Annotated in this window: 16 protein-coding genes; 3 read left to right on the top strand and 13 right to left on the bottom strand. The window is 68.7% G+C overall.

Annotated elements, in window-relative coordinates; translation table 11 throughout:
* Positions 1-234 precede the first annotated feature (234 nt).
* Complete coding sequence (locus FQ137_RS13910) at positions 235-729, top strand: hypothetical protein (protein ID WP_149293187.1); 495 nt, start codon at positions 235-237, stop codon at positions 727-729.
* A 126-nt stretch (positions 730-855) separates the two neighbouring features.
* Here the strand turns inward: FQ137_RS13910 and ilvA are convergent, their stop codons facing one another.
* The 6 genes from ilvA to lspA form a co-directional block, all read right to left on the bottom strand.
* On the bottom strand, positions 856-2,130 hold the full coding sequence (gene ilvA / locus FQ137_RS13905; protein ID WP_149293186.1) for a threonine ammonia-lyase IlvA: 1,275 nt from the start codon (positions 2,128-2,130) through the stop codon (positions 856-858).
* Between the two features lie 42 nt (positions 2,131-2,172).
* Positions 2,173-5,727 carry a DNA polymerase III subunit alpha gene (gene dnaE / locus FQ137_RS13900; RefSeq protein ID WP_149293185.1) on the bottom strand — a complete coding sequence of 1,185 codons (3,555 nt, stop codon included), beginning with the start codon at positions 5,725-5,727 and terminating at the stop codon, positions 2,173-2,175.
* 33 nt (positions 5,728-5,760) lie between these two features.
* Entirely contained in the window at positions 5,761-6,645 is an 885-nt protein-coding gene (gene rarD / locus FQ137_RS13895; RefSeq protein ID WP_149293319.1) for an EamA family transporter RarD, read from the bottom strand.
* A gap of 135 nt (positions 6,646-6,780) precedes the next feature.
* Positions 6,781-7,590 carry a hypothetical protein gene (locus FQ137_RS13890; protein WP_255584366.1) on the bottom strand — a complete coding sequence of 270 codons (810 nt, stop codon included), beginning with the start codon at positions 7,588-7,590 and terminating at the stop codon, positions 6,781-6,783.
* Complete coding sequence (locus tag FQ137_RS13880; protein WP_149293182.1) at positions 7,587-8,513, bottom strand: RluA family pseudouridine synthase; 927 nt, start codon at positions 8,511-8,513, stop codon at positions 7,587-7,589. Before FQ137_RS13880 ends, FQ137_RS13890 begins: the two co-directional genes overlap by 4 nt.
* A complete protein-coding gene (gene lspA / locus FQ137_RS13875) occupies positions 8,506-9,126 on the bottom strand; it encodes a signal peptidase II (RefSeq protein ID WP_149293181.1) in 621 nt (206 codons plus the stop codon). The genes FQ137_RS13880 and lspA overlap by 8 nt, the downstream gene beginning before the upstream one ends.
* A gap of 70 nt (positions 9,127-9,196) precedes the next feature.
* Here lspA and FQ137_RS13870 point away from each other — a divergent pair, with 70 nt between their 5' ends.
* Positions 9,197-10,210: a hypothetical protein gene (locus tag FQ137_RS13870; protein ID WP_149293180.1), complete on the top strand. Its 1,014-nt coding sequence runs from the start codon at positions 9,197-9,199 to the stop codon at positions 10,208-10,210.
* Between the two features lie 28 nt (positions 10,211-10,238).
* Here the strand turns inward: FQ137_RS13870 and FQ137_RS13865 are convergent, their stop codons facing one another.
* A complete protein-coding gene (locus FQ137_RS13865) occupies positions 10,239-10,733 on the bottom strand; it encodes a hypothetical protein (protein WP_149293179.1) in 495 nt (164 codons plus the stop codon).
* A gap of 162 nt (positions 10,734-10,895) precedes the next feature.
* Here FQ137_RS13865 and FQ137_RS13860 point away from each other — a divergent pair, with 162 nt between their 5' ends.
* Positions 10,896-11,942, top strand: a complete 1,047-nt coding sequence (locus FQ137_RS13860; RefSeq protein ID WP_255584365.1) for an asparaginase — start codon at positions 10,896-10,898, stop codon at positions 11,940-11,942.
* 184 nt (positions 11,943-12,126) lie between these two features.
* Here FQ137_RS13860 and FQ137_RS13855 read toward each other — a convergent pair whose 3' ends face one another.
* From FQ137_RS13855 to FQ137_RS13830, 6 genes are all read right to left on the bottom strand, one after another.
* Positions 12,127-13,569, bottom strand: coding sequence for a DNA polymerase IV (locus FQ137_RS13855; protein WP_149293178.1), 1,443 nt, complete (start codon positions 13,567-13,569; stop codon positions 12,127-12,129).
* Positions 13,570-13,582: 13 nt separating this feature from the next.
* Complete coding sequence (gene ileS, locus FQ137_RS13850) at positions 13,583-16,804, bottom strand: isoleucine--tRNA ligase (RefSeq protein ID WP_188065042.1); 3,222 nt, start codon at positions 16,802-16,804, stop codon at positions 13,583-13,585.
* Between the two features lie 283 nt (positions 16,805-17,087).
* Positions 17,088-17,300 (bottom strand): hypothetical protein, encoded by a 213-nt coding sequence (locus FQ137_RS13845; protein WP_149293177.1) that lies wholly within the window; start codon positions 17,298-17,300, stop codon positions 17,088-17,090.
* Between the two features lie 125 nt (positions 17,301-17,425).
* Positions 17,426-18,388 (bottom strand): DivIVA domain-containing protein, encoded by a 963-nt coding sequence (locus tag FQ137_RS13840; RefSeq protein WP_149293176.1) that lies wholly within the window; start codon positions 18,386-18,388, stop codon positions 17,426-17,428.
* Positions 18,389-18,519: 131 nt separating this feature from the next.
* Positions 18,520-18,819, bottom strand: coding sequence for a YggT family protein (locus tag FQ137_RS13835; RefSeq protein ID WP_149293175.1), 300 nt, complete (start codon positions 18,817-18,819; stop codon positions 18,520-18,522).
* 72 nt (positions 18,820-18,891) lie between these two features.
* Positions 18,892-19,587: a cell division protein SepF gene (locus tag FQ137_RS13830; protein ID WP_149293174.1), complete on the bottom strand. Its 696-nt coding sequence runs from the start codon at positions 19,585-19,587 to the stop codon at positions 18,892-18,894.
* Between the last annotated feature and the right edge of the window lie 17 nt (positions 19,588-19,604).

Here is a 19,604-nt window from a genome sequence, read left to right as displayed (position 1 = left end):
ACGTGCCAGTTCGCACATAGTGGAGCACGGTCCGAACGGAACTGCGCGAACGCGGGCACTGTTACTGCTGTTCACTGCGCCGAATCCGCTGAAACCCGCCGATTCTGAGAGATGTGTTTGCAATCACATAGTTCATATGTAACGCTTAACGAGCGTCCAGTAAGTGGGGCGCATCACAGTCTCAGCCAGCGCGAGCTAAAGAGACATCCATCGCTTCCTGAAGGGGAAATATTCATGGCTTCTGCCACGCTTCGCTCGTCCCTGCGGACCGCCGTCGCCATCGGCGCGTTCGGCGCCCTGGCCGTCTTCGGCACCGCTGCTACCGCCGGCGCCCAGCCTGCTGTGGTCGAGGCACCGTCTTTCGGCAGCCTCGGCTCCCTGACCGACCTCGTCTCCGATGAGAACTGGGGCAACCTCGGCGGGTTCTTCGACGGCTCTGTCGGGGAGACCGGTTCCATGACCGGCTCAGTGGGTTCGGTGTCGGACTCTGCTGGCGAGCTCGGCTCGCAGCAGGAGGCGGTCGACGCCCTCGAGGCGGGTTCTTCGACCGGGTCGGCAGGCTCGGTGGGCCAGATCGCCGGGAACATCGACCCCGACGGGCTCGAGGAGGCCAACACTGGTTCCACTGGCATGTCATCCGACCTGATGGGGATGCTCACCGGGGTGCAGCCCGGTTCGGTCGGCGGCATGATCGACTCGGCATCCGACGGGCTGGCCAACCTGAAGTAGCGCCACGCACTGGGCTCCCGACCTTCGCCCCCATGCGACTGACCGGCAGAACCCCTGCAGGACGAGAGATCGCCCGGCAGGGGTTCTGTCGTGTCGGCGGTTGGAGAGGCGGTGGCCGCCCGCCCGTCAGGTCAGGTACTCGTACGCGGCGGTGCCGGGTTCGAGCCGCTCGCAGTCGATCCGCGAGGCGTCCATCCGCTCCAGCAGCGAGTGCAGCCCGGTGGCGGATCCGAGCTCGATGCCCACGAGCGCCGCGCCGTATTCGCGGTTATTGCGCTTGAGGTACTCGAACTGGGTGATGTCGTCCTCGGGCCCTAGGACCTCGTCGAGGAAGCGACGCAGCTGGCCGGGTTCCTGCGGGAACTTGACCAAGAAGTAATGCTTGAGTCCCTTGTGGACCAGGGAGCGTTCGATGATCTCGCTGTACCGCGAGACGTCGTTGTTGCCGCCCGAGACCAAGCAGACGACCGTCGCGCCCTCGTCGATCTCGAGCTGCTCCAGCGCCGTCACCGCTAAGGCCCCGGCGGGCTCCGCGATGATCCCCTCGTTCTGGTAAAGCTCCAGCATCTCGGTGCACACCGCGCCCTCGTCCACGGTGAGGACCTGGATCCGCTCGGTCATCGAGGAGATGACACCGAACGGGAACTCGCCCAGCCGCGCGACCGACGCACCGTCCACGAAAGTGTCGACGGTATCGAGAGTGACCGGCTCCCCTGCCTCGAGTGCCCGTGTCAGGGAAGCGGCACCGGTGGGCTCGACCGCGATGATCTTGCAGTCCGGCGCGTACTCGGCGAGGTAGGTGGCGACGCCACCGACGAGCCCGCCGCCCCCGACGGGAACCACCACGGCGTCCGGGGCCTCATCGAGCTGAGCCAGGATCTCCGCGGCAATGGTGCCCTGCCCCGCCATGGTGTCCGGGTGGTCGAACGGCGGCACCATGGTCGCCCCGGTGCGCTCGGCGTCCGCGCGCGCTGCCGTTTGGGCTGCATCAAAGTTCATCCCCGTCACCACGAGCTCCACCCAGTTGCGCCCGTGAGCAAGGATTCGGTCCCGCTTCTGCTTGGGAGTGTTGGTCGGCACGTAGATCCGGCCATTGATGCCCAGCACCCGGCAGGCGAATGCGACGCCCTGGGCGTGGTTGCCGGCACTGGCCGTCACCACGCCGGCGCTGCGCTCGTCGCTGTTCAACTGCGCCATGAGGTTGTAGGCGCCGCGGATCTTGTACGAGCGGACGTCCTGCTGGTCCTCCCGCTTGAGCAGGATGCGCGCCCCGGTCTGCTCGCTCAGACGCTCACTGACCTGGAGGTCGGTGCACCGAACAACGTCGCCGATCCGGCGGGCGGCAGCATCGATGTCGTCGGGGGTGACGACCTGGGTCGTGGCGGAATCGGTGACGGTCACAACCACCAGTGTCCCACCGCGCCCGCGATCGCCGCCAACCGGTCAACCAGTGAGGCACCCGGGGCCGAGTAGCGCCTTGAGGTCGCCCATCAGTGAGGACGAGGTCTCGACCCGCAGGTGGTCGTCCAGCCGCAGGACGGTCGACGAATTGCCGTTGACCAACCGCAGATGCACGTCCGACGGGCCGGGATGCCGGCCCAGGACCTGCTTGAGCGCGGTAACGGTCTCGATGGTGCACATTCTCGTCGGCAGCGTGAGCGCGAGGGGCGCCCCGTTGCCGCCGACGACCAGGTCCGGCACCTCGAGCGTGTCGCCGAACACCGAGACGCGATCCTCACGAATATTGATGCGTGCCTTGACGAGGACCACCGCGTCCTCGGCGATATCCATTGCCGCGAGACGGTAGGTCTTGGGGAAGAACAGCACCTCGACACTGCCGTTGAAGTCCTCGATGCTGACGATCGCCCACGGCTCACCGTTCTTGTTGACCCGTCGGTCGACCCCGGAGATGATCCCGCCGATCGTCACCGCGGTGCCGTGGGCGAGTTCGCCCTCGTGAATCGTCGCGATCGTGGTATCGGTCTTGGCCTCCAGCGCGGCCTCGAGCCCGTCGAGCGGGTGCCCGGACACGTAAAGCCCCAGCATCTCGCGTTCCAGCGCAAGCTTCTGCTTGATGTCCCATTCCTCATCTGGGACTCGGACGGCGAAGACGTCGTTGAAGGTCGACTCCGCACCCGTGTCGTCGTTATCTCCCCCACCGAACAGGTCGAACTGGCCCACGGCCTCGGCCTTCTTGGTGGACATCACCGATTCCACCGCATCAGCGTGGACCAGGAACAGGCCCTTGCGCGGGTGGCCGAGCGAGTCGAAGGCGCCGGCCTTGACGAGCGACTCCGTCACCTTCTTGGTGCAGGCGATCTGGTCGATCTTGGCCAGGTAGTCCGAGAAATCGCTGAACTCGCCCTTGGCCTCCCGGGCCGCGACGATCGAGTCCACCACCTGGGCGCCGACGTTGCGCACCGCGCCCAACCCAAAGCGGATGTCGGTGCCCACAGAGGCGAAGTTGGTCAGCGACTCGTTGACAGACGGCGGCAGGACCTTGATGCCCATCTGCCGGCAGTTGGAGAGATACAGGGCGGCCTTGTCCTTGTCGTCGCCGACGGAAGTCAGAAGCGCCGCCATGTACTCGGCCGGGTAGTTGGCCTTGAGGTAGCCGGTCCAGAAGGACACCAGGCCGTAGCCGGCCGCGTGCGACTTGTTGAACGCGTACGAGGCGAAGGGCTCGATGGTGCCCCACAGCGCGTCGACGGCATCCTTGGAGAAACCGCGCTCGAACATGCCGCCGGAGAACTTCTCGTACTCCGCGGCCAGCACCTCGGCCTTCTTCTTACCCATGGCTTTACGGAAACCGTCGGCCTCACCGGCCGTGTATCCCGCGAGTTCGCGGGAGATGGCCATGATCTGCTCCTGGTACACGATCAGGCCGTGGGTTTCACCGAGGATCTCCTTGAGCGGCTCCTCGAGCTCGGGGTGGATGGGCACCAGTTCTTGCTTGCCGTTTTTGCGGTCGGCGTAGTTCCAGTGCGTTCCCATGCCCATCGGGCCGGGCCGGTACAAGGCGAGGGCGGCCACGATGTCGTTGAAGCCGGTGGGCTTCATCCGCTTGAGCAGCTCGCGCATCCCGCCGGAGTCGAGCTGGAACACGCCTAGAGTATCGCCGCGGGCGAGCAGTTCGTACGTGGCGGGGTCGTCGGTGCTCAGGGTGTCGAGGTCGATGTCCTCGCCGCGATTGAGCTTGATGTTCTCCAGACAGTCGCCGATCACCGTGAGGTTGCGCAGGCCCAGGAAGTCCATCTTGAGCAGGCCGATGTCCTCACACGACGGGTAGTCCCAGCCTGTGATGATGGCGCCGTCCTGGGCGCGCTTCCACATGGGGATCACGTCGAGCAGCGGCTCGGAGGACATGATCACCGCACACGCGTGCACTCCCGCCTGACGGACCATGCCCTCGAACCCGCGTGCCGTGTCGTAGATCCGCTTGACGTCGGGGTCGGTCTCGATGAGCTGACGGACCTCGGCGGCCTCGCCGTACCGCTCGTGCTTGGGGTCGGTGATGCCCGACAGCGGGATGTCCTTGGCCATGATCGGCGGCGGCAGCGCCTTGGTGATCCGGTCGGCGATCGCGTAACCGGGCTGGCCGAAGTTCACGCGCGCGGCGTCCTTGATCGCGGCCTTGGTCTTGATGGTGCCGAACGTGATGACCTGGGCGATCTTGTCCGCGCCCCACTTGTCGGAGGCGTAGCGGATCATCTCACCACGGCGGCGGTCGTCGAAGTCGATATCGATATCCGGCGCAGACGGGCGTTCGGGGTTGAGGAACCTCTCGAACAGCAGTCCGTGCTCGATCGGGTCGATGTTGGTGATCTTCAGCGCGTACGCCACCAGGGCGCCGGCAGCGGAACCTCGTCCCGGGCCGACCTTGATGCCGATGGAGCGGGCGTGCTCGATGAGGTCGCCGACCACCAGGAAGTAACCCGGGTAGCCCTTGCCCTTGATGACCTCGAGCTCGAACGCCGCCCGGTCGAGGTACTCCTGCGGCACTCCGTCCGGGAAACGCCACTGGAGTCCCCGGTGGACCTCCTTGGCCAGCCAGGTGTCCTCCGTATCGCCCTCGGGGACGGGGAACTTCGGCATCCGGTCCTTGGGGGCCCAGATGTCGTCGTAGGGCTGGACGCGCTCGGCGACCCACAGTGTGTTGTCGCAGCCGCCCGGGACCTCGGAGTCCCACTGCGCCCGCATCTCCTCGGCGGATTTGAGGAAGTAGCCGTCGCCGTCGAACTTGAAGCGGTTCTCGTCGGCCAGCGTCTTGCCGGTCTGCACGCACAGCATGGCCTCGTGCGCATGGGCCTGGTCGCGGGTGACGTAGTGGCAGTCGTTGGTGACCAGCGGCGGCATGCCGAGGTCCTTGCCGAGCTTGATGAGGTCCTCGCGCACCCGGCGCTCGATGTCGATGCCGTGGTCCATCAACTCGAGGAAAAAGTTGTCCTTGCCGAAGATGGACTGCCACTTCTCGGCGGCCTCGTAGGCCTCCTTCTTGTGGCCCAGCCGCAGCCGCGTCTGGATCTCACCGGACGGGCAGCCGGAGGTGGCGATGATGCCCTCCGCGTGCTCGGCGAGGATCTCCGCGTCCATGCGGGCCCACTTGCCGAGCTGCCCCTCGTAGGAGGCGAGCGAGGACAGCAGGAACAGGTTGCGCAGACCGGTGGCGTTCTCGGCGACCATCGTCATGTGGGTATAGGCGCCCGAGCCGGCGACATCGTCGCTCTTCTGGTGCTTCTCGCCCCACAGCACGCGCTTTTTGTTGAACCGCGAATCCGGGGCGACGTACGCCTCGATACCGATAATCGGCTTGATTCCGGACTTCGTGGCCTGCTTATAGAAGTCCGACGAGCCGTACATATTGCCGTGGTCGGTCATCCCGACCGCCGGCATCCCGAGCCTGGAGGCCTCCGCGAACAGCGGGTCGATCTGCGCCATCCCGTCGAGCATCGAGAACTCGGTGTGATTGTGCAGATGCACGAACTGGGATCCGCCCACGCAGCATTCCTCCTCGAACTGGTCCGCCCCAGTCTAGGTCGGATCCCCGACAGTCCCCGAAACCCCAGCGCGGGCCGAGCGTGGCTGCCTGCCGGTCAGCGTGAACGCGATCACCGCGACCCAGATCAGTGCGAACCCGACCCACTGCACCACGTCGAGTCGCTCGCCCACCACGAGCAGCCCCCAGGCCATCTGCAGCACCGGGACGATGTACTGCAGCATGCCGACGGTCGCCAGGGGGATGCGCTGCGCTGCCACGGCGAACAGCAGCAGCGGCACCACCGTGACCAGGCCCGACGTCGCCAGCAGAGCTGAATGGCCTACGCCCTCGGTGGTGAACGTACCCGCGCCGGTCGCACCCAGCCACACGAGCAGGGCCAGCGCGAAGGGGGCGATCACCAGTACCTCGCCGGTCATCCCGATCACCGGGTCCACGCGCAGTTTCTTCTTCAGCACGCCGTACATGCCGAAGCTCAGCGCGAGGATGACGGACAGGTACGGGAAGTGGCCGTATCCGGCGGTGAGGACCCCGACGGCGACGACGGCGAGGGCCACCGCGAACCACTGTGGGCGGTTCAGCCGTTCGCGGAAGATGATCACCCCCAGCAACACGCTGACCAGCGGATTGATCGTGTACCCGAGGGCGGCTTCGGTGACCCGCTCCGAATTGACCGTGTACACGTACACGCCCCAGTTGGCGGTGACGAACACCGCGGCACCAGTGATCCGGGCCCAGGAGAAACGGTCGACTGCCCACAGGTCGCGCCACCGCCGCAGGACCGTGAGCACGACGGCCATGACGACGAGGGACCACACGATCCGGTGGCCGACGATCTCGACGGCTCCGGCCGGCTCGAGTAGCGGAAAGAACGCGGGGAAGAACCCCCACAGGGTGTACGCGGCGATCCCGGCGGCCATCCCGCTGGCGACGGACTTATCAACCGCAATCGGTTTCCCCTCGGCGTTCACCTGCTCGCCGCCGCCCTGCCCACCGCTCACCCGTGTCTCCCGTTCACCGGCGCCACCCTAGCCCCGCGCGCAGACGGGCGACGATCAGGCGGGGGGCACGGGGGCGGTGTCGGGCAGCGGGGCCGCAACGTCAACCTGCTGTGGCTGAAGGGGACGGACGGCGAAGCGGTCCCACACGGCGTCGGGGGGCAGTGCCTCCACCGACCGCACCCGCGGCTGGTCGGCCACCGCGCGAAGTTGCCCGGTAGTGCCGCGGGCGAGCAGGCCGATGATCGCCGGCTCCCCCGCCCGGATACGGGACGCCGTGAGGCCGGCGGTCGCCGCGGCGCGATCCGCGCCGGGGGCCCCGTTATCGCCCGGGGACCCGTTCGCGAGACGGACGGCCGCCTGCTCGAGTCCCCGGCCGAAGACCGTCGCGCGCCCGGGCTCCCCCACCACCGGCTCGGCCACGGTCACGTCGGTGACAGGCATCGCGACCCCGTCGACGGGAATCTGCACGTACAGGCCGGAGACGCGCGGCAGACCCCGGACCACGTCGGCGGCCTCGGTCGCGGTCCACGCCGCCGCTGCGGTCACGAGTGCCCAGCGGGGCGCCTCGGGGCCGGTGCCGTAGTCCTCGTCGTCGTACCTAGTGTCGTGGTACCCGGTGTCGTGGTACCCGGTGTCGTCGTCCCCTCCGCCCACTTCGGCCACTGAGGCGGCCGCGCGGGCCAGGTAATCGTCGACGCGCTCGCCCGGCTCGGGGCCCAGGGCATCGGTCATCACCCCGGGGCTCCGCGGGAGCTCGGTGCGCAGCGCGGTGAGAATCGCGACCAACGCCAGCACGATCACCACCCCCACGCCGGCCACCTTGAGCACCCGCAGCGGCAGGAACGCTCGCGCCGACGAACTCACGCCGAACGCAGGACGTCGATCGCGTGCTGGAGATCGTCGGGGTAGGTGCTGGTGAAGTCCACCCGCGTGCCGGTCCCCGGATGCTCGAACCCGAGCCCCACCGCGTGCAACCACTGGCGCTCGAGCCCCAACCGCCGGGCCAGCACCGGGTCCGCACCGTAGGTGAGATCGCCGGCGCACGGGTGGTGCAGCGCCGAGAAGTGCACGCGGATCTGGTGGGTGCGCCCGGTCTCGAGGTTGACCTCGACGAGCGTCGCGGCCTGGTGCGCCTCGAGCGTGTCGTAATGGGTGATCGAGTGCTTGCCGTCGGAGGTCACGGCGAACCGCCAGTCCGACGAGGTGTGTCGGCCGATCGGCGCGTCGATGGTGCCCGACAACGGGTCGGGGTGGCCCTGCACCAGCGCGTGATAGGTCTTGTCGACCGTCCGGTCTCGGAACGCCCTCTTGAGCATTGTGTACGCCCGCTCGGATGCCGCCACGACCATCAGGCCGGAGGTCCCCACGTCCAGGCGGTGGACGATCCCCTTACGCTCCGGAGGGCCGGAGGTGGAGATGCGATACCCGGCGGCGGCGAGGCCTCCGATCACCGTGGGACCGGTCCATCCCACCGACGCGTGCGCAGCGACACCGACCGGTTTGTCGACGACGACGATGTCCGCGTCCGAATACAGGACCGCCATCCCTTCGACCGGCTCGGCGACCACGGCCGGCTCGGCCCGCGGTGCGGGCATCTCCACCTCGATCCAGGACATCCCGGTGAGCTTGTCGGACTTGCCCACGGTGCGCCCGTCGAGCAGAACCTTTCCCTCGCCTGCCAGATCAGCGACCGCGGTCCGCGAGATGCCCAGGAGGCGGGAGACACCGGCGTCAACCCGCATGCCATCGAGCCCGTCAGGCACGGGGAAAGTGCGGACCTCACCCATCGGCGGGGGCCCTCTTCTCGACGGCGAGCGTGTCGGACACCCGCGAGCCGGTGACGTCGACATTGCGGAACACGGCGACGGCCACGACGATCACCCCGGCGACCAGACAGGAGTCGGCCACGTTGAACACCGGCCACCAGCCGACGGACACGTAGTCCACGACGTGTCCCTGCAGAACCCCGGGTGCGCGGAAGTAGCGGTCCACCAGGTTGCCGGCCGCGCCGCCCAGGATCAGGCCGAGGCCCCACGCCCACCACCGGGAATGGACCCGGCGGGAGAACCAGATCAGTCCCGCGACGACGACGGTGGCGATGACGGTGAGCACCACTGTGAATTCCGTGCCCATGGAAAACGCCGCGCCCGGATTGCGCAGCAGGACCAGACGAACCGTGTCCCCGATGAGCTCGACGGGCTGCGCCTTCTCCAAATTCGCCACCGCCAGCACCTTGGCGATCTGGTCAATGGTGACGATCACCGCAGCGACCGCCAGCATGACAACCGGCCCGGCCCGAAAATAGTGGGGCGCGGTGCTCGCAGGCGATGCGCCCTGTGGCGCCGCGGTACCGGGGGTGGGCCCCGGCGCGTCGGGCGGCGTCCCGTTGGTCTCCGTCATGGTCACCAGTATCCCTGATCCCGCCGCGGGTCCGGCGGCGCCGGGTGGGCAACCCTCTAGGCTCGGTGCCGTGGACCCACGATCGACCCTCTCCCCCACCTCTTTCCGACCCGCCCGGCACGGTGGCCGATTCCTGCGCGCTGCGCTGGCAGCTGCCCTGGTCGCCGGGACCGCGGCATGCGGCGGCGAGGACGCCACGGGCCCCGCCGCCACGGGTGACTTGGGCTCCACCACCTCGACGGAGACGCAGGCCCTCGAGCCGGCCGTGACAGTGGACCCGGGCCCCGCCCCGGTCGTCGACCTGATCGACGCCGGCGAAGGCGAGCGGCGGGTCCTGGCGTATGCGCCCTCCCGGAGGCCGGCGGTCGTGGCCGTCACCCGCTCCGGTAGTGCCAGGACCGCGGTCCCTGGATCGGCGCCGCGGACCGACGACACCCCGGCGCAGACGCTCACTGTGGAGGGGCGATCGGAGCCCGACGTCGACGGTGCGCAACGCGCCACCGTCACGGCGCGGGAGTTCACCTCCGTCGACGAGCTCCGCCGCGCCCAGTTCGCCACCGCTGTCGGGTTCACGGTCACCTGGACTCGTAGCGCCGACGGCATCGTCCGTGGGGTGTCACTGGCGGCACCTTCGGGAGCCACCGACGCCGCCCGCGCAGGCGTGGAGATCACCGCCAACGCGGTGTCGGACGCGACCGTGGCCTTCCCCACCGACGAGATCGGTGTCGGCGCCCGCTGGACCGTTACACGACAGATCGACGACGCGGTGGCCCCGACGCGGGTCGTCAGCTACGAACTGGTCGGGCTCGACGGCGACGTCGCCACCGTCCGCTCACGCAGTAGCGCCCCCAACCCGGCGGGCGCTCTGACTGCCCCGGGGTCCGACGGCGGGCCCGGCGTGACCCTCGACGTGGAGTCCTACGAGGTCGAAGGCTCGGGCGAGCTCATGGTCGACCTGCGGGCCGCTCTACCGGTGGGTGGGACGACCGAATCCTCGACGCGGGCCGTCTACGTCGATCCCGACTCGGGACGACGGACGACCTACGACGAGGACTCGGTGCTGCAGTTCCGCAGCGTGAACTGACGCCCGATCAGGCGGGCATCGCGCGCCGTCAGACTCCGGCGCAGGTGGCCGGCGGCTGCAGACCGGCGTTGGTAATGAGCGCGCAAGCGAACGCCTTCTGCAGCTGCCACTGACCACCCTGGTTGATGAACTGGGCCTGGACGTTGATGTCCTCCTGGCCCGGCTGGGAGATCACCGCGTTGGCGATGAGCGTGCCGGGGATGTCCCCCTCCGCGGCGCCGGTGATCGTCACGTCGGCGCCCTGCTCTGCCTTGAGGGCGGCGATCTGGTCGAAGATCTCGGGCGCCTCCGCGCCCCCCTCCACCAGATTGACCTTCTCCTCGACCGGAACCGCCGGGTCCGAGGCCCGGGCGAGCAGCTGCGTCAGCTCCTCCGCGGTGGGGATGGCGGTCGCCTGCGAGCTGGTCGTGGTGGGCGCGGGGGCGGTCTCACGTCCGCCGTTGTCATCTCCTCCGCAGGCGGCGAGGCCTCCCAGGGCGAAGGCGGATAGGGAGACTGCGGCGATGGTTCGTCGAAGACTCACGCGGGGTCCTTTCGTCGAGGTGTAAGACACCGGGCATGCGGTGCCGATCCGTGCATGGCGCCGGGCCGGGCCACCGGCCCAACGAACACCGATGCGCCATTGTTCCATCGTCTGCGGCCGCGAGGGTTGACGACGAGCCGCCGGCCCAGCACTGTGGACCGGGTGACCACCGCCGAGACCAGCACCGATACCCCTCACATCGTGATCTGCACCACCGGGGGCACGATCACCGCCTCCACGACGCCCGAGGGGGCGGTCGTGGCTGGCGACTCCGACCCCGCGACGCAGGCGATGCTCGACGAACTCCGAGCAGTGCTGCCGGAGCAGATCCGCGTGAGCGCGCGAGCCGTGATCGACGCCGACTCCTCCACGTTCGGCCCTGCCGAGTGGGATCTGTTGGTCGACGCGGTGGCCGACGTGCTGTCCGATCCGGGAGTCTCCGGAGTGGTGGTGACCCACGGGACCGACACTCTCGAGGAGACCGCGATGGCCCTCGACCTGCACCACGACGATCCGAGGCCCGTGGCCATCACCGGGGCGCAGCGCCCCGCCGACCATCCCGAGGCAGACGGTCCCGCCAACCTGCTGGACGCCGTCCTGCTGGCGGCCGACCCCGTCTCCCGCGACCTCGGAGTGCTGGTGGTCCTGGGCCGGGCGATCCTGCAGGCCCGCGGCGTGCGCAAGTGGCACACGACCGATCCCGTCGCGTTCGCCCGCAACTCGCCCGAGCACCCCGTAGAAGACCTGCCGCCCGAGCTCGAGCGGCCCACCCTGCCCGGCCGGGCCCGGTTCGCCGACACCCGGGTCGACGTGATCGCCTGCCCACCCGGCGCCGACGCGGTCGCCGTGCGTGCCAGTGTCGACGCCGGTTCGCGCGGTCTGATCCTGGAGGGGTCGGGGTCCGGCAACCTGCCACCCCTCGTCGCCGACGCGGTCGCCCAATTGGCGGACGACCGGCCGGACATCGTCATGGTGGTCTCCAGCCGGGTACCGCGGGGCGAGGCGACCCCGGCCTACGGCGGTCGGGGTGGCGGCGCCGAACTCGCGAACCGAGGCGTGCTGAGCAGCGGATACCTGCGATCGGGGCAGGCCCGGGTCCTGCTCGCCGCGCTCCTGTCCGTCGCCGATCAGGCGCCTGCAGACGATGCGGCGGCCGCTGTTGCGACGGAAATCCGCCGTTCGTGGCCGAAGTACCACCTCTACAGCTGATACACGACTCCACCCGACACAGGCCACGGGGCGGACAGCATTGTGTGGTGGATCCGGAGGCTCTCCACGAAGGCACCGGCGACTTGCGTGCCCCCTTTGCCCGAATCCAGCCCGAGTGCGCTGCGGGAGTGGACCAATCCGGACGCGCAAGTCTGGGGAGGGGGGAAGGCGGGCGGCTGGCCGACTACCAGCCCAGTGAGTCGAGGGGGTCCGCCGGTTCGAGGTCCGGGTCGCCCTCCGAGAACGTGCGCATCCGCCCCGGACCCGTCGCCGCCGTCTCGAATCGCACCGACACCCGACCATGGCCGGATCCCTGAACCCAGCCGTGACCGAACTCGGGATGCCACACGTCCGACCCCGTCCGAAAACGCGTCATCTCGCCTGCCCGCCACGCGCCGATCGCCGGAACCGCCTCGGGAGCATGCTGGTCCACTGCCTCGGCGTCCGAGGCCGCGGGATCCCGGTCGTCGGTGGTCACGGTGGTACCCACGCCGACGATGTCGGGCAGGTCCTCGTCGTCGTCACCCGGGCCGGACCGCCCCTCGGGCACGAATTCCTGCTCGAACAGGGCGTCTTGGTGGAACTCCGTCAGCCCCGACACCCCCACGCCGAGCAACCTGATCGCGCCGAAGTCGACCGGATCCGGAGCGAGCGAACGAGCCACCGCGATAATCGTCTCCAGCGACGTGGTGCCCTCCGGCAGGGTGTACGAGCGGGTGATCGAGGTGAAGTCGGTGCGCTTGACTTTGACCGTCACGGTGCGGGCGGCCCGGCCGTCGGTGAGCAGCCGTCGATGCGCTGCCTCCGCCGACCGCCGGACGGCGCCCGCGACCTGACCAGCTGTAGTGAGGTCGGCCGCGAAGGTGCTCTCCGCGCTGATCTGCTTGGCCTCGGCCCGCTCGTGGACCGGTCGGTCGTCGTAGCCTCGCGCGATCCGGGCGATCGCCGGCCCCACGGTCCGCCCGAGAGCCTGGACCACGTCGTCGTCGTCCATTGCGGCCAGGTCCCCGATCGTGGCGATACCGAATTGCGACAGCCGCTCCCCCGCCACAGGGCCCACCCCCCACAGGCTCCGCACCGGCAGCGGGTCCAGGACCTCTGCATGGTCGCGGCGGGCGACCACCGCGATCCCGTCCGGCTTGGCCAACTCGGAGGCAATCTTCGCGTACTGCTTCCCCGCCCCCGCGCCCACCGAAGCCGGCAACCCCGTGGCCTCGCGGATCGCAGCACGTAACTCCTGCGCCCACCGACGGGTGCGCTCCGCGTCCGCACCGCGCAGCTCCGGCGGCTCGAGGAACGCCTCGTCCACCGACACCTGCTCGACCACCGGCGCGTGCTCGGCGAACACCTCGAAAACCCGGCGGCTCAGAGCGCGATACACCGGCATCCGGGGCGGCAGGAACACCGCCGAGGGCCCCACCAGCCTGCGCGCCTGGTGCGATGGCATCGCCGACCGGGCGCCGTACGCCCGCGCCTCGTACGAGCAGCCCGCGACCACACCGCGGCCGCCCGTGCCGCCGACGAGCACCGGCCGACCCCGCAGGGTCGGCCGGGTCAGCTGTTCACAGGACGCGAAGAACGCGTCCATGTCCACGTGCAGAACCCACCGGTCCTGCCCGTCACCCATGACGAGCCGCCGGTCAGACCCGAGCCAGCGTCATCCGGACGCCCTCGGCGAGCTCAACCGGTGTTCCGTCGACCGGATCCAACGTGTCGACCACCTCGAAATCGGTGGCCAGTACCTCGCCGGCGATGAGCTGCGCGTGGCGGTCCGCCCACTCGCGGCGCGTGGTCGGCACCTCCATGCGCACCCGGATGCGGTCGGAGATGTCGAAGCCAGCGGCGCGACGGGCCTCCTGGATCTCCCGGATCCGGTCCTTGGCCCAGCCCTCGGCCTCAAGATCCTCGGTGACGGTCAGATCCAGCACAACCAGGCCAGCACCACCGGGGAGCGCTGCCGTGGATTCGGGATCGGCGGCCACGAGCCGGTTCTGGTACTCGCCCTCCTGCAACTCGATCCCGCCCGCGGTCACCACCCCGTCTACCTCGGACCAGTCCCCGGTCTTGGCGGCCTTGATGCACACCTGTACGTCCTTGCCCAGCCGCGGCCCGGCGGCGCGGGCGTTGACCGCCAACTCCATCCGGCCGTGCGCGGCCACATCGCTGGTCAGGCGCACCTCCCGCACATTGACCTCGTCGGCGATGAGACCGGTGAACGGCTCGAGCCGCTCGGCGTCGGGCATCGCCACCGTGAGCGAGTTGAGCGGCAGGCGAACACGCAGGTGCTTGGCCTTGCGGATCGACGACACGGTCGAGCACACGTCGCGCACCGCCTCCATCGCCTCGACCAGGGCGGTGTCGCTCGGCAGCTCGTCGGCGGCCGGCCAGTCGACCAGGTGCACCGACTCCTCGCCCGTGAGCCCGGTCCACACGACCTCGCTCATCAGCGGCAACAGCGGCGCCGCTAGCCGCATAGTCGTCTCGAGCACCGTGTAGAGCGTGTCGAACGCATCAAGGGAGTCCTGCCCGCTGTCCTCACCGGCCCAGAACCGCGACCTGGACCGGCGCACGTACCAATTGGTCAGGGCGTCGGCGAACAGTCGCAGCTCATCACAGGCCGCCGCGATGTCCGTCGTGTCCAGTGCGTCGGTCATCGCGTCACGGGTCGACGCCAGGCGGGACAGGATGTAGCGGTCGAGCACGTGCTGGGAGTCCGTGCGCCACGTGGCCCGACGGGCGGCGTACAGCTGGAAGAAGCTGTACGTGTTCCACAGCGGGAGCATGGCCTGACGTACACCCTCGCGGATACCCTGCTCGGTCACCACGAGGTTGCCGCCCCGCAGGATCGGTGAGCTCATGAGGAACCAGCGCATGGCGTCCGAGCCATCGCGGGCGAACACTTCGTTGACGTCCGGGTAGTTGCCCTTGGACTTGCTCATCTTGAGCCCGTCGTTGCCCAGGACGATCCCGTGGGCGGCGACGTGCGTGAACGCGGGCCGGTCGAACAATGCGGTGGCCAGCACGTGCAACGTGTAGAACCAGCCGCGTGTCTGGCCGTTGTACTCGACGATGAAGTCGCCCGGATTGTGGGTCTCGAACCACTCCTTGTTCTCGAAGGGGTAGTGGACCTGGGCGAACGGCATCGACCCGGACTCGAACCAGCAGTCGAAAACATCCGGGATGCGACGCATCGTGGACTTGCCGGTCGGGTCGTCCGGGTTGGGCCGGGTCAGCTCGTCGATGTAGGGGCGGTGCAGGTCGGTGGGACGAACCCCGAAGTCCCGCTCGAGTTCGTCGAGGGAGCCGTAGACGTCGACGCGCGGATAGGCGGGGTCGTCGGACTCCCACACCGGGATCGGCGCGCCCCAGTAGCGGTTGCGGTTGATGTTCCAGTCGCGCGCACCCTCGAGCCACTTGCCGAACTGCCCGTCACGGACGTGTTCCGGCATCCAGGTGATGTGTTCGCGGTTGAGCTCAACCATGCGGTCGCGGAAGGCGGTGACCTTGACGAACCACGCGGGCAGGGCCATGTAGATGAGCGGCTGCCCGGAGCGCCAGGAGTGCGGGTACGAGTGCTCGATGGTCTCGTGGCGGATCAACCGGCCCGCTGCCCGCAGGTCCCGGGAGATGGGGGCATTGGCGTCAAAGACGAGCTGTCCGGCGTACGGCGGCACCTCGGAGGTGAACTTGCCGTCCGGGCCCACCGGGATCACCAGTTCGATGCCGGCGGCGTCGCAGGCGTCCTTGTCCTCCTCACCGAAGGCCGGGGCGAGGTGCACCACGCCGGTACCGGAGTCGGTGGTGACGTAGTCGGCCGAGAGCACGACGTGGGAATTTGCCCGGCCAGAAAAGAAGTCGAACGGCGGGGTGTACCGCAACCCCACCAGCTCCGAACCCTTGACGGTGGCCACGACCTCGGCGTCGTCACCGAATTCGGCAGCGTAGATACCGCGGCGGGCCTCGGCCAGCACGAACACCCGGCCGGCGAACTCGCCGGAGTTGACCCGGACCACCGAGTAGTCGATCTCCGGGTGCACTGCGGCGGCGAGGTTGGAGGGCAGAGTCCAGGGCGTGGTGGTCCACACAAGTGCCTCGGCGCCGTGGAACAGGCTGTCCTGCGGGGCTTCGAGGGGTAGTCCGACCGTGACGGCCGGGTCCTGGCGCATCTTGTAGGCGTCATCCAGGCGGGTCTCCTGGTTGGACAGCGGAGTCTGCTCGTACCAGGAGTACGGCAGCACGCGAAAGCCCTTGTAGATCAGCCCCATGTCGTAGAGCCGCTTGAAGGCCCACAGAACCGACTCGGTGAAGTCGATGTCGAGAGTCTTGTAGTCGTTCTCGAAGTCCACCCAGCGGGCCTGGCGATGGACGTAATCCTCCCACTCGTCGGTGTACTGGAGGACCGACCGGCGGCAAGCATCATTGAACTCGGCCAGACCCATCTCGAGGATCTGCGACTTCTCGGTGATGCCCAGTTGCTTCTCGGCTTCGAGCTCGGCGGGCAGCCCGTGGCAGTCCCATCCGAAGCGACGCTCGACGAGGTACCCCTGCATGGTGCGGTAGCGCGGGATCACGTCCTTGACGTACCCGGTGAGCAGGTGGCCGTAGTGCGGCAGGCCGTTGGCGAACGGCGGGCCGTCGTAGAAGACGTACTCCTCCGCCCCCTTGCGGTTACGGATGGACTCGCGGAATGTGTCGCGATCGTCCCAGCGGGCCAGGACCGTTTCCTCAAGTGCGGGGAACGACGGCGTCTGGGCCATGGTCCCGTCGGTGAGGTCGAGTACGGGGTACGCGCTGCCGGCGGCGGGCTCACCGTCGGCTGCGTCGCTATTCACGGACTCCCGGTTCACGGACTCGGTGCTCATCTCGGCGGACTCCTCGCGTACGGGGCCCACACGAGTTCGCATCCGTGGGGCCGTCAGGCCTGCGCTCGGGGACGATCCGGAACGCGTCTGGCGCGTTCCGTCCGCGGTACCACCCCGTTTGGCGACGACATGCGACGCCCACTCGTGGGTCGGGCTGTGACGGGCTCCCCCGTTCGGTTCTACTGAGCGTCCCCGAGGGTCAAGGGTCCGCCGTTCTTCCGAGCGCTCCCCGGTGATAGCCGGATCGCTGCGCGTCCGGCTCGCGGCCGGACTGACGTCGATGTTACCCCTCGGTGCGGGCGTTCGCCTCTTCCGAGGTAGCCCGCAGTTCGCGGTCGCGGTCGACGCGTTCACGGACCAGGTCGACCACCAGCAGTACGAGACCCCCGGCCCCGACGGCGATGCACGCCCACGCCCACGCGATCTGACCGGTCGCGACGGCCGCCACGAGAAAGGCGAAGCCGAGAATCGTCAGTCCGAGCGCGGCGACGAGCATCCAAGCCTCCTGGTGCTGTGCGATGTGGGAGCGGTGCGCACTGTCGGCGGCTCCGTACTCCCAAATATACGTCGGTCCCCGCACCCTGGGCGGGGGCGGGGACCGGACGCGTCAGTCCGGGTGGATCACTCGGCTCGGTGGCCGCCGTCCTTCTTGGGTGCCTGGTCGGACGAACCGCCGGCTTCAGCGGGAGCGACCGGGGCTGCCGACCCGGTCTTGCCGAGTTCGGAGAGCTGGTTCTCGAGGTAGCTGGTGAGGCGGCTGCGGTAGTCCTTCTCGAACGTCCGCAGCTGGTCGATGCGGCTCTCGAGGACGCCTCGCTGCTGGTTGATCGTCGCCATGATCTCGGTGTGCTTGCGCTCGGCATCGGCCTGCAGGGCGTCGGCCTTGGTCTGCGCCTCCTTGACCTGCTGCTCGGACCGGGTCTGGGCGTCCTTGACGATGCCGTCGGACTTGCTCTTGGCGTCGGTCAGGATCTTGTCGGCTTCCTTACGGGCGTCGCCGACCATCTTCTCGGACTGCTGCTTGGCGTCGCCGACCAGACGATCGGACTGGGACTTCGCGTCCCCGACGAGCTTGTCGGATTCGCTGCGGGCCTTGGCCATGAGTCCGTCGGACTCCTTCTTGGCCTCGCCGGTGAGCCGATCTGCCATCTCCTGGGCCATCGCCAGGACTCGGGCGGCGCGAAGGTGGGTCTCGTTGTTGGCGGCGCCTCCGTCCTCGCTCTTGCTCAGCGACGGAGTCGCGGCGGCGGGAGCCGGGGTGGTCGGCGCAGATGCAGCAACGGGTGCCGGGGTCTGCGTCGGAGCCGGGGCGGCCTGCTGCTGAGCGGCACCAGTCCCACCGGCGACGCCCGCGGACTTCCCGGCGGACTTGCCGGCCTCGTCGGCTGCCTTGCGCGCCTTCTCGAGTTCGCGGGTCAACTCCTCCACACGCTGGCGAAGGTCTTCGTTATCCGAGACGAGTTCCGCTAGCTCAGTCTCGACCAGGTCGAGGAACTGGTCCACCTCGTCCTCGTTGTAGCCCCGCTTACCGATCGGCGGCTTGGAGAACGCGACGTTATGCACATCGGCTGGTGTCAACGGCATGGGATACCCCTCGTGGTCGTCTCGGGTGCCGGCCCGGCGATCTCGCACCGGACCCACGACTTCATTACTACCTTAGCGGTGGCCAATCTAGTCACAATCAGCCCGCGCGTCACCAGCGGGCACGGCCGGGCTCACGCGACGCTCATCATCAGGCCACGCAGGATCACCTGGATGACGATGATGATGACGAACAACACCAGCACCGACAGGTCCAGCGAGACCTGCCCCAAACGAACGGGTTTGATGACCTTGCGGAGCGCCTTGACCGGCGGGTCGGTGATGGTGAACAGCCACTCCAACACCACGGCGAGGACGCCGCGCGGGCTCCACCCGCGGGAGAACGACGCGATCATCTCCACCACGATCCTGGCAAGGAGCATGTACCAGAAGACCTGGGTGATGATGTAGAGGACCAGCAGGATTTCACGCACGGCTCAACCCTACTGGTCCACCGCAGTCCGACGTCACGGACGCCCTGTCGGTTCTGGTCAAGGAGGTGGCCGTCAGCGCCGGAAGGCGCCGTTGACGGCGTCGCGGACCTCGGCCTCGGTGAGGTCCATCCCGGCCGGTTGCAGGAGGAAGGTGCGCTCGCGATCGGCGACCTTCTCCATGCGTCCGTCGAGACCGAACACGAGACCGGCGGCGAAATCGACCATGCGGCGCGCATCGCCGGAGGCCATCGTCGACAGGTCCAGGACGACGGCGCGCCCGGCGCGGAAGTGCTCACCGAGGCTCTTGCCGTCCCCGAAGCCGCGGGGCCGTTCAACCACGGTTTCGGGCACGGTCACCAGCCCGTCCTCGACAAACTCTTCCTCGGTCGCGAGCGCGACAGCGCCCCGGGTGGGGGGCACCCCGCGCAGCGTGGCGCGGGCCCCGGCCTCTGCGGCGTGGTAGCGACGCGGCCGGGGAGCCGGCTCGTCGACGGCGTCGCGACGCGGCGCGGCGCCACGATCGTCGATCGGGTCGATGTCCCCGACGCGGGCACGGGGAGCGGGCTCCTCCATGTACCGGTCGGCGGCGTAGCCGTAGTCGTCCCGGCGATCGCGGACGATCGGGCCGAGGTCGTCCGTTTCGTGGATGCCGCGGGGGGCACGCATGTCGTGGTGGACGGGCCGGTCGTAGTCGTCGAGGTACTCGTCGTCATACGCCGCGACCGGCGCCATTCCGAAGTACTCCTTGAACCGGGCGATTGCGCTCATCTTCCGGGACCTTCCTG

It is taken from the genome of Dietzia sp. ANT_WB102, from assembly GCF_008369165.1.
Lineage (GTDB): Bacteria > Actinomycetota > Actinomycetes > Mycobacteriales > Mycobacteriaceae > Dietzia.
This window is presented reverse-complemented; position numbering and strand designations above follow the sequence as displayed.

Coding starts and splice junctions, on each gene's coding strand:
- FQ137_RS13845 (WP_149293177.1), bottom strand. CDS start 17,300: ATGCTCGTCGCCGCGCTCGGACTGACGATTCTCGGCTTCGCCTTTCTC.
- rarD (WP_149293319.1), bottom strand. CDS start 6,645: ATGGCCGCCGGGATCGCCGCGTACACCCTGTGGGGGTTCTTCCCCGCG.
- FQ137_RS13855 (WP_149293178.1), bottom strand. CDS start 13,569: ATGGGTGACGGGCAGGACCGGTGGGTTCTGCACGTGGACATGGACGCG.
- ileS (WP_188065042.1), bottom strand. CDS start 16,804: ATGAGCACCGAGTCCGTGAACCGGGAGTCCGTGAATAGCGACGCAGCC.
- FQ137_RS13830 (WP_149293174.1), bottom strand. CDS start 19,587: ATGAGCGCAATCGCCCGGTTCAAGGAGTACTTCGGAATGGCGCCGGTC.
- FQ137_RS13840 (WP_149293176.1), bottom strand. CDS start 18,388: ATGCCGTTGACACCAGCCGATGTGCATAACGTCGCGTTCTCCAAGCCG.
- lspA (WP_149293181.1), bottom strand. CDS start 9,126: ATGACGGAGACCAACGGGACGCCGCCCGACGCGCCGGGGCCCACCCCC.
- FQ137_RS13880 (WP_149293182.1), bottom strand. CDS start 8,513: ATGGGTGAGGTCCGCACTTTCCCCGTGCCTGACGGGCTCGATGGCATG.
- FQ137_RS13910 (WP_149293187.1), top strand. CDS start 235: ATGGCTTCTGCCACGCTTCGCTCGTCCCTGCGGACCGCCGTCGCCATC.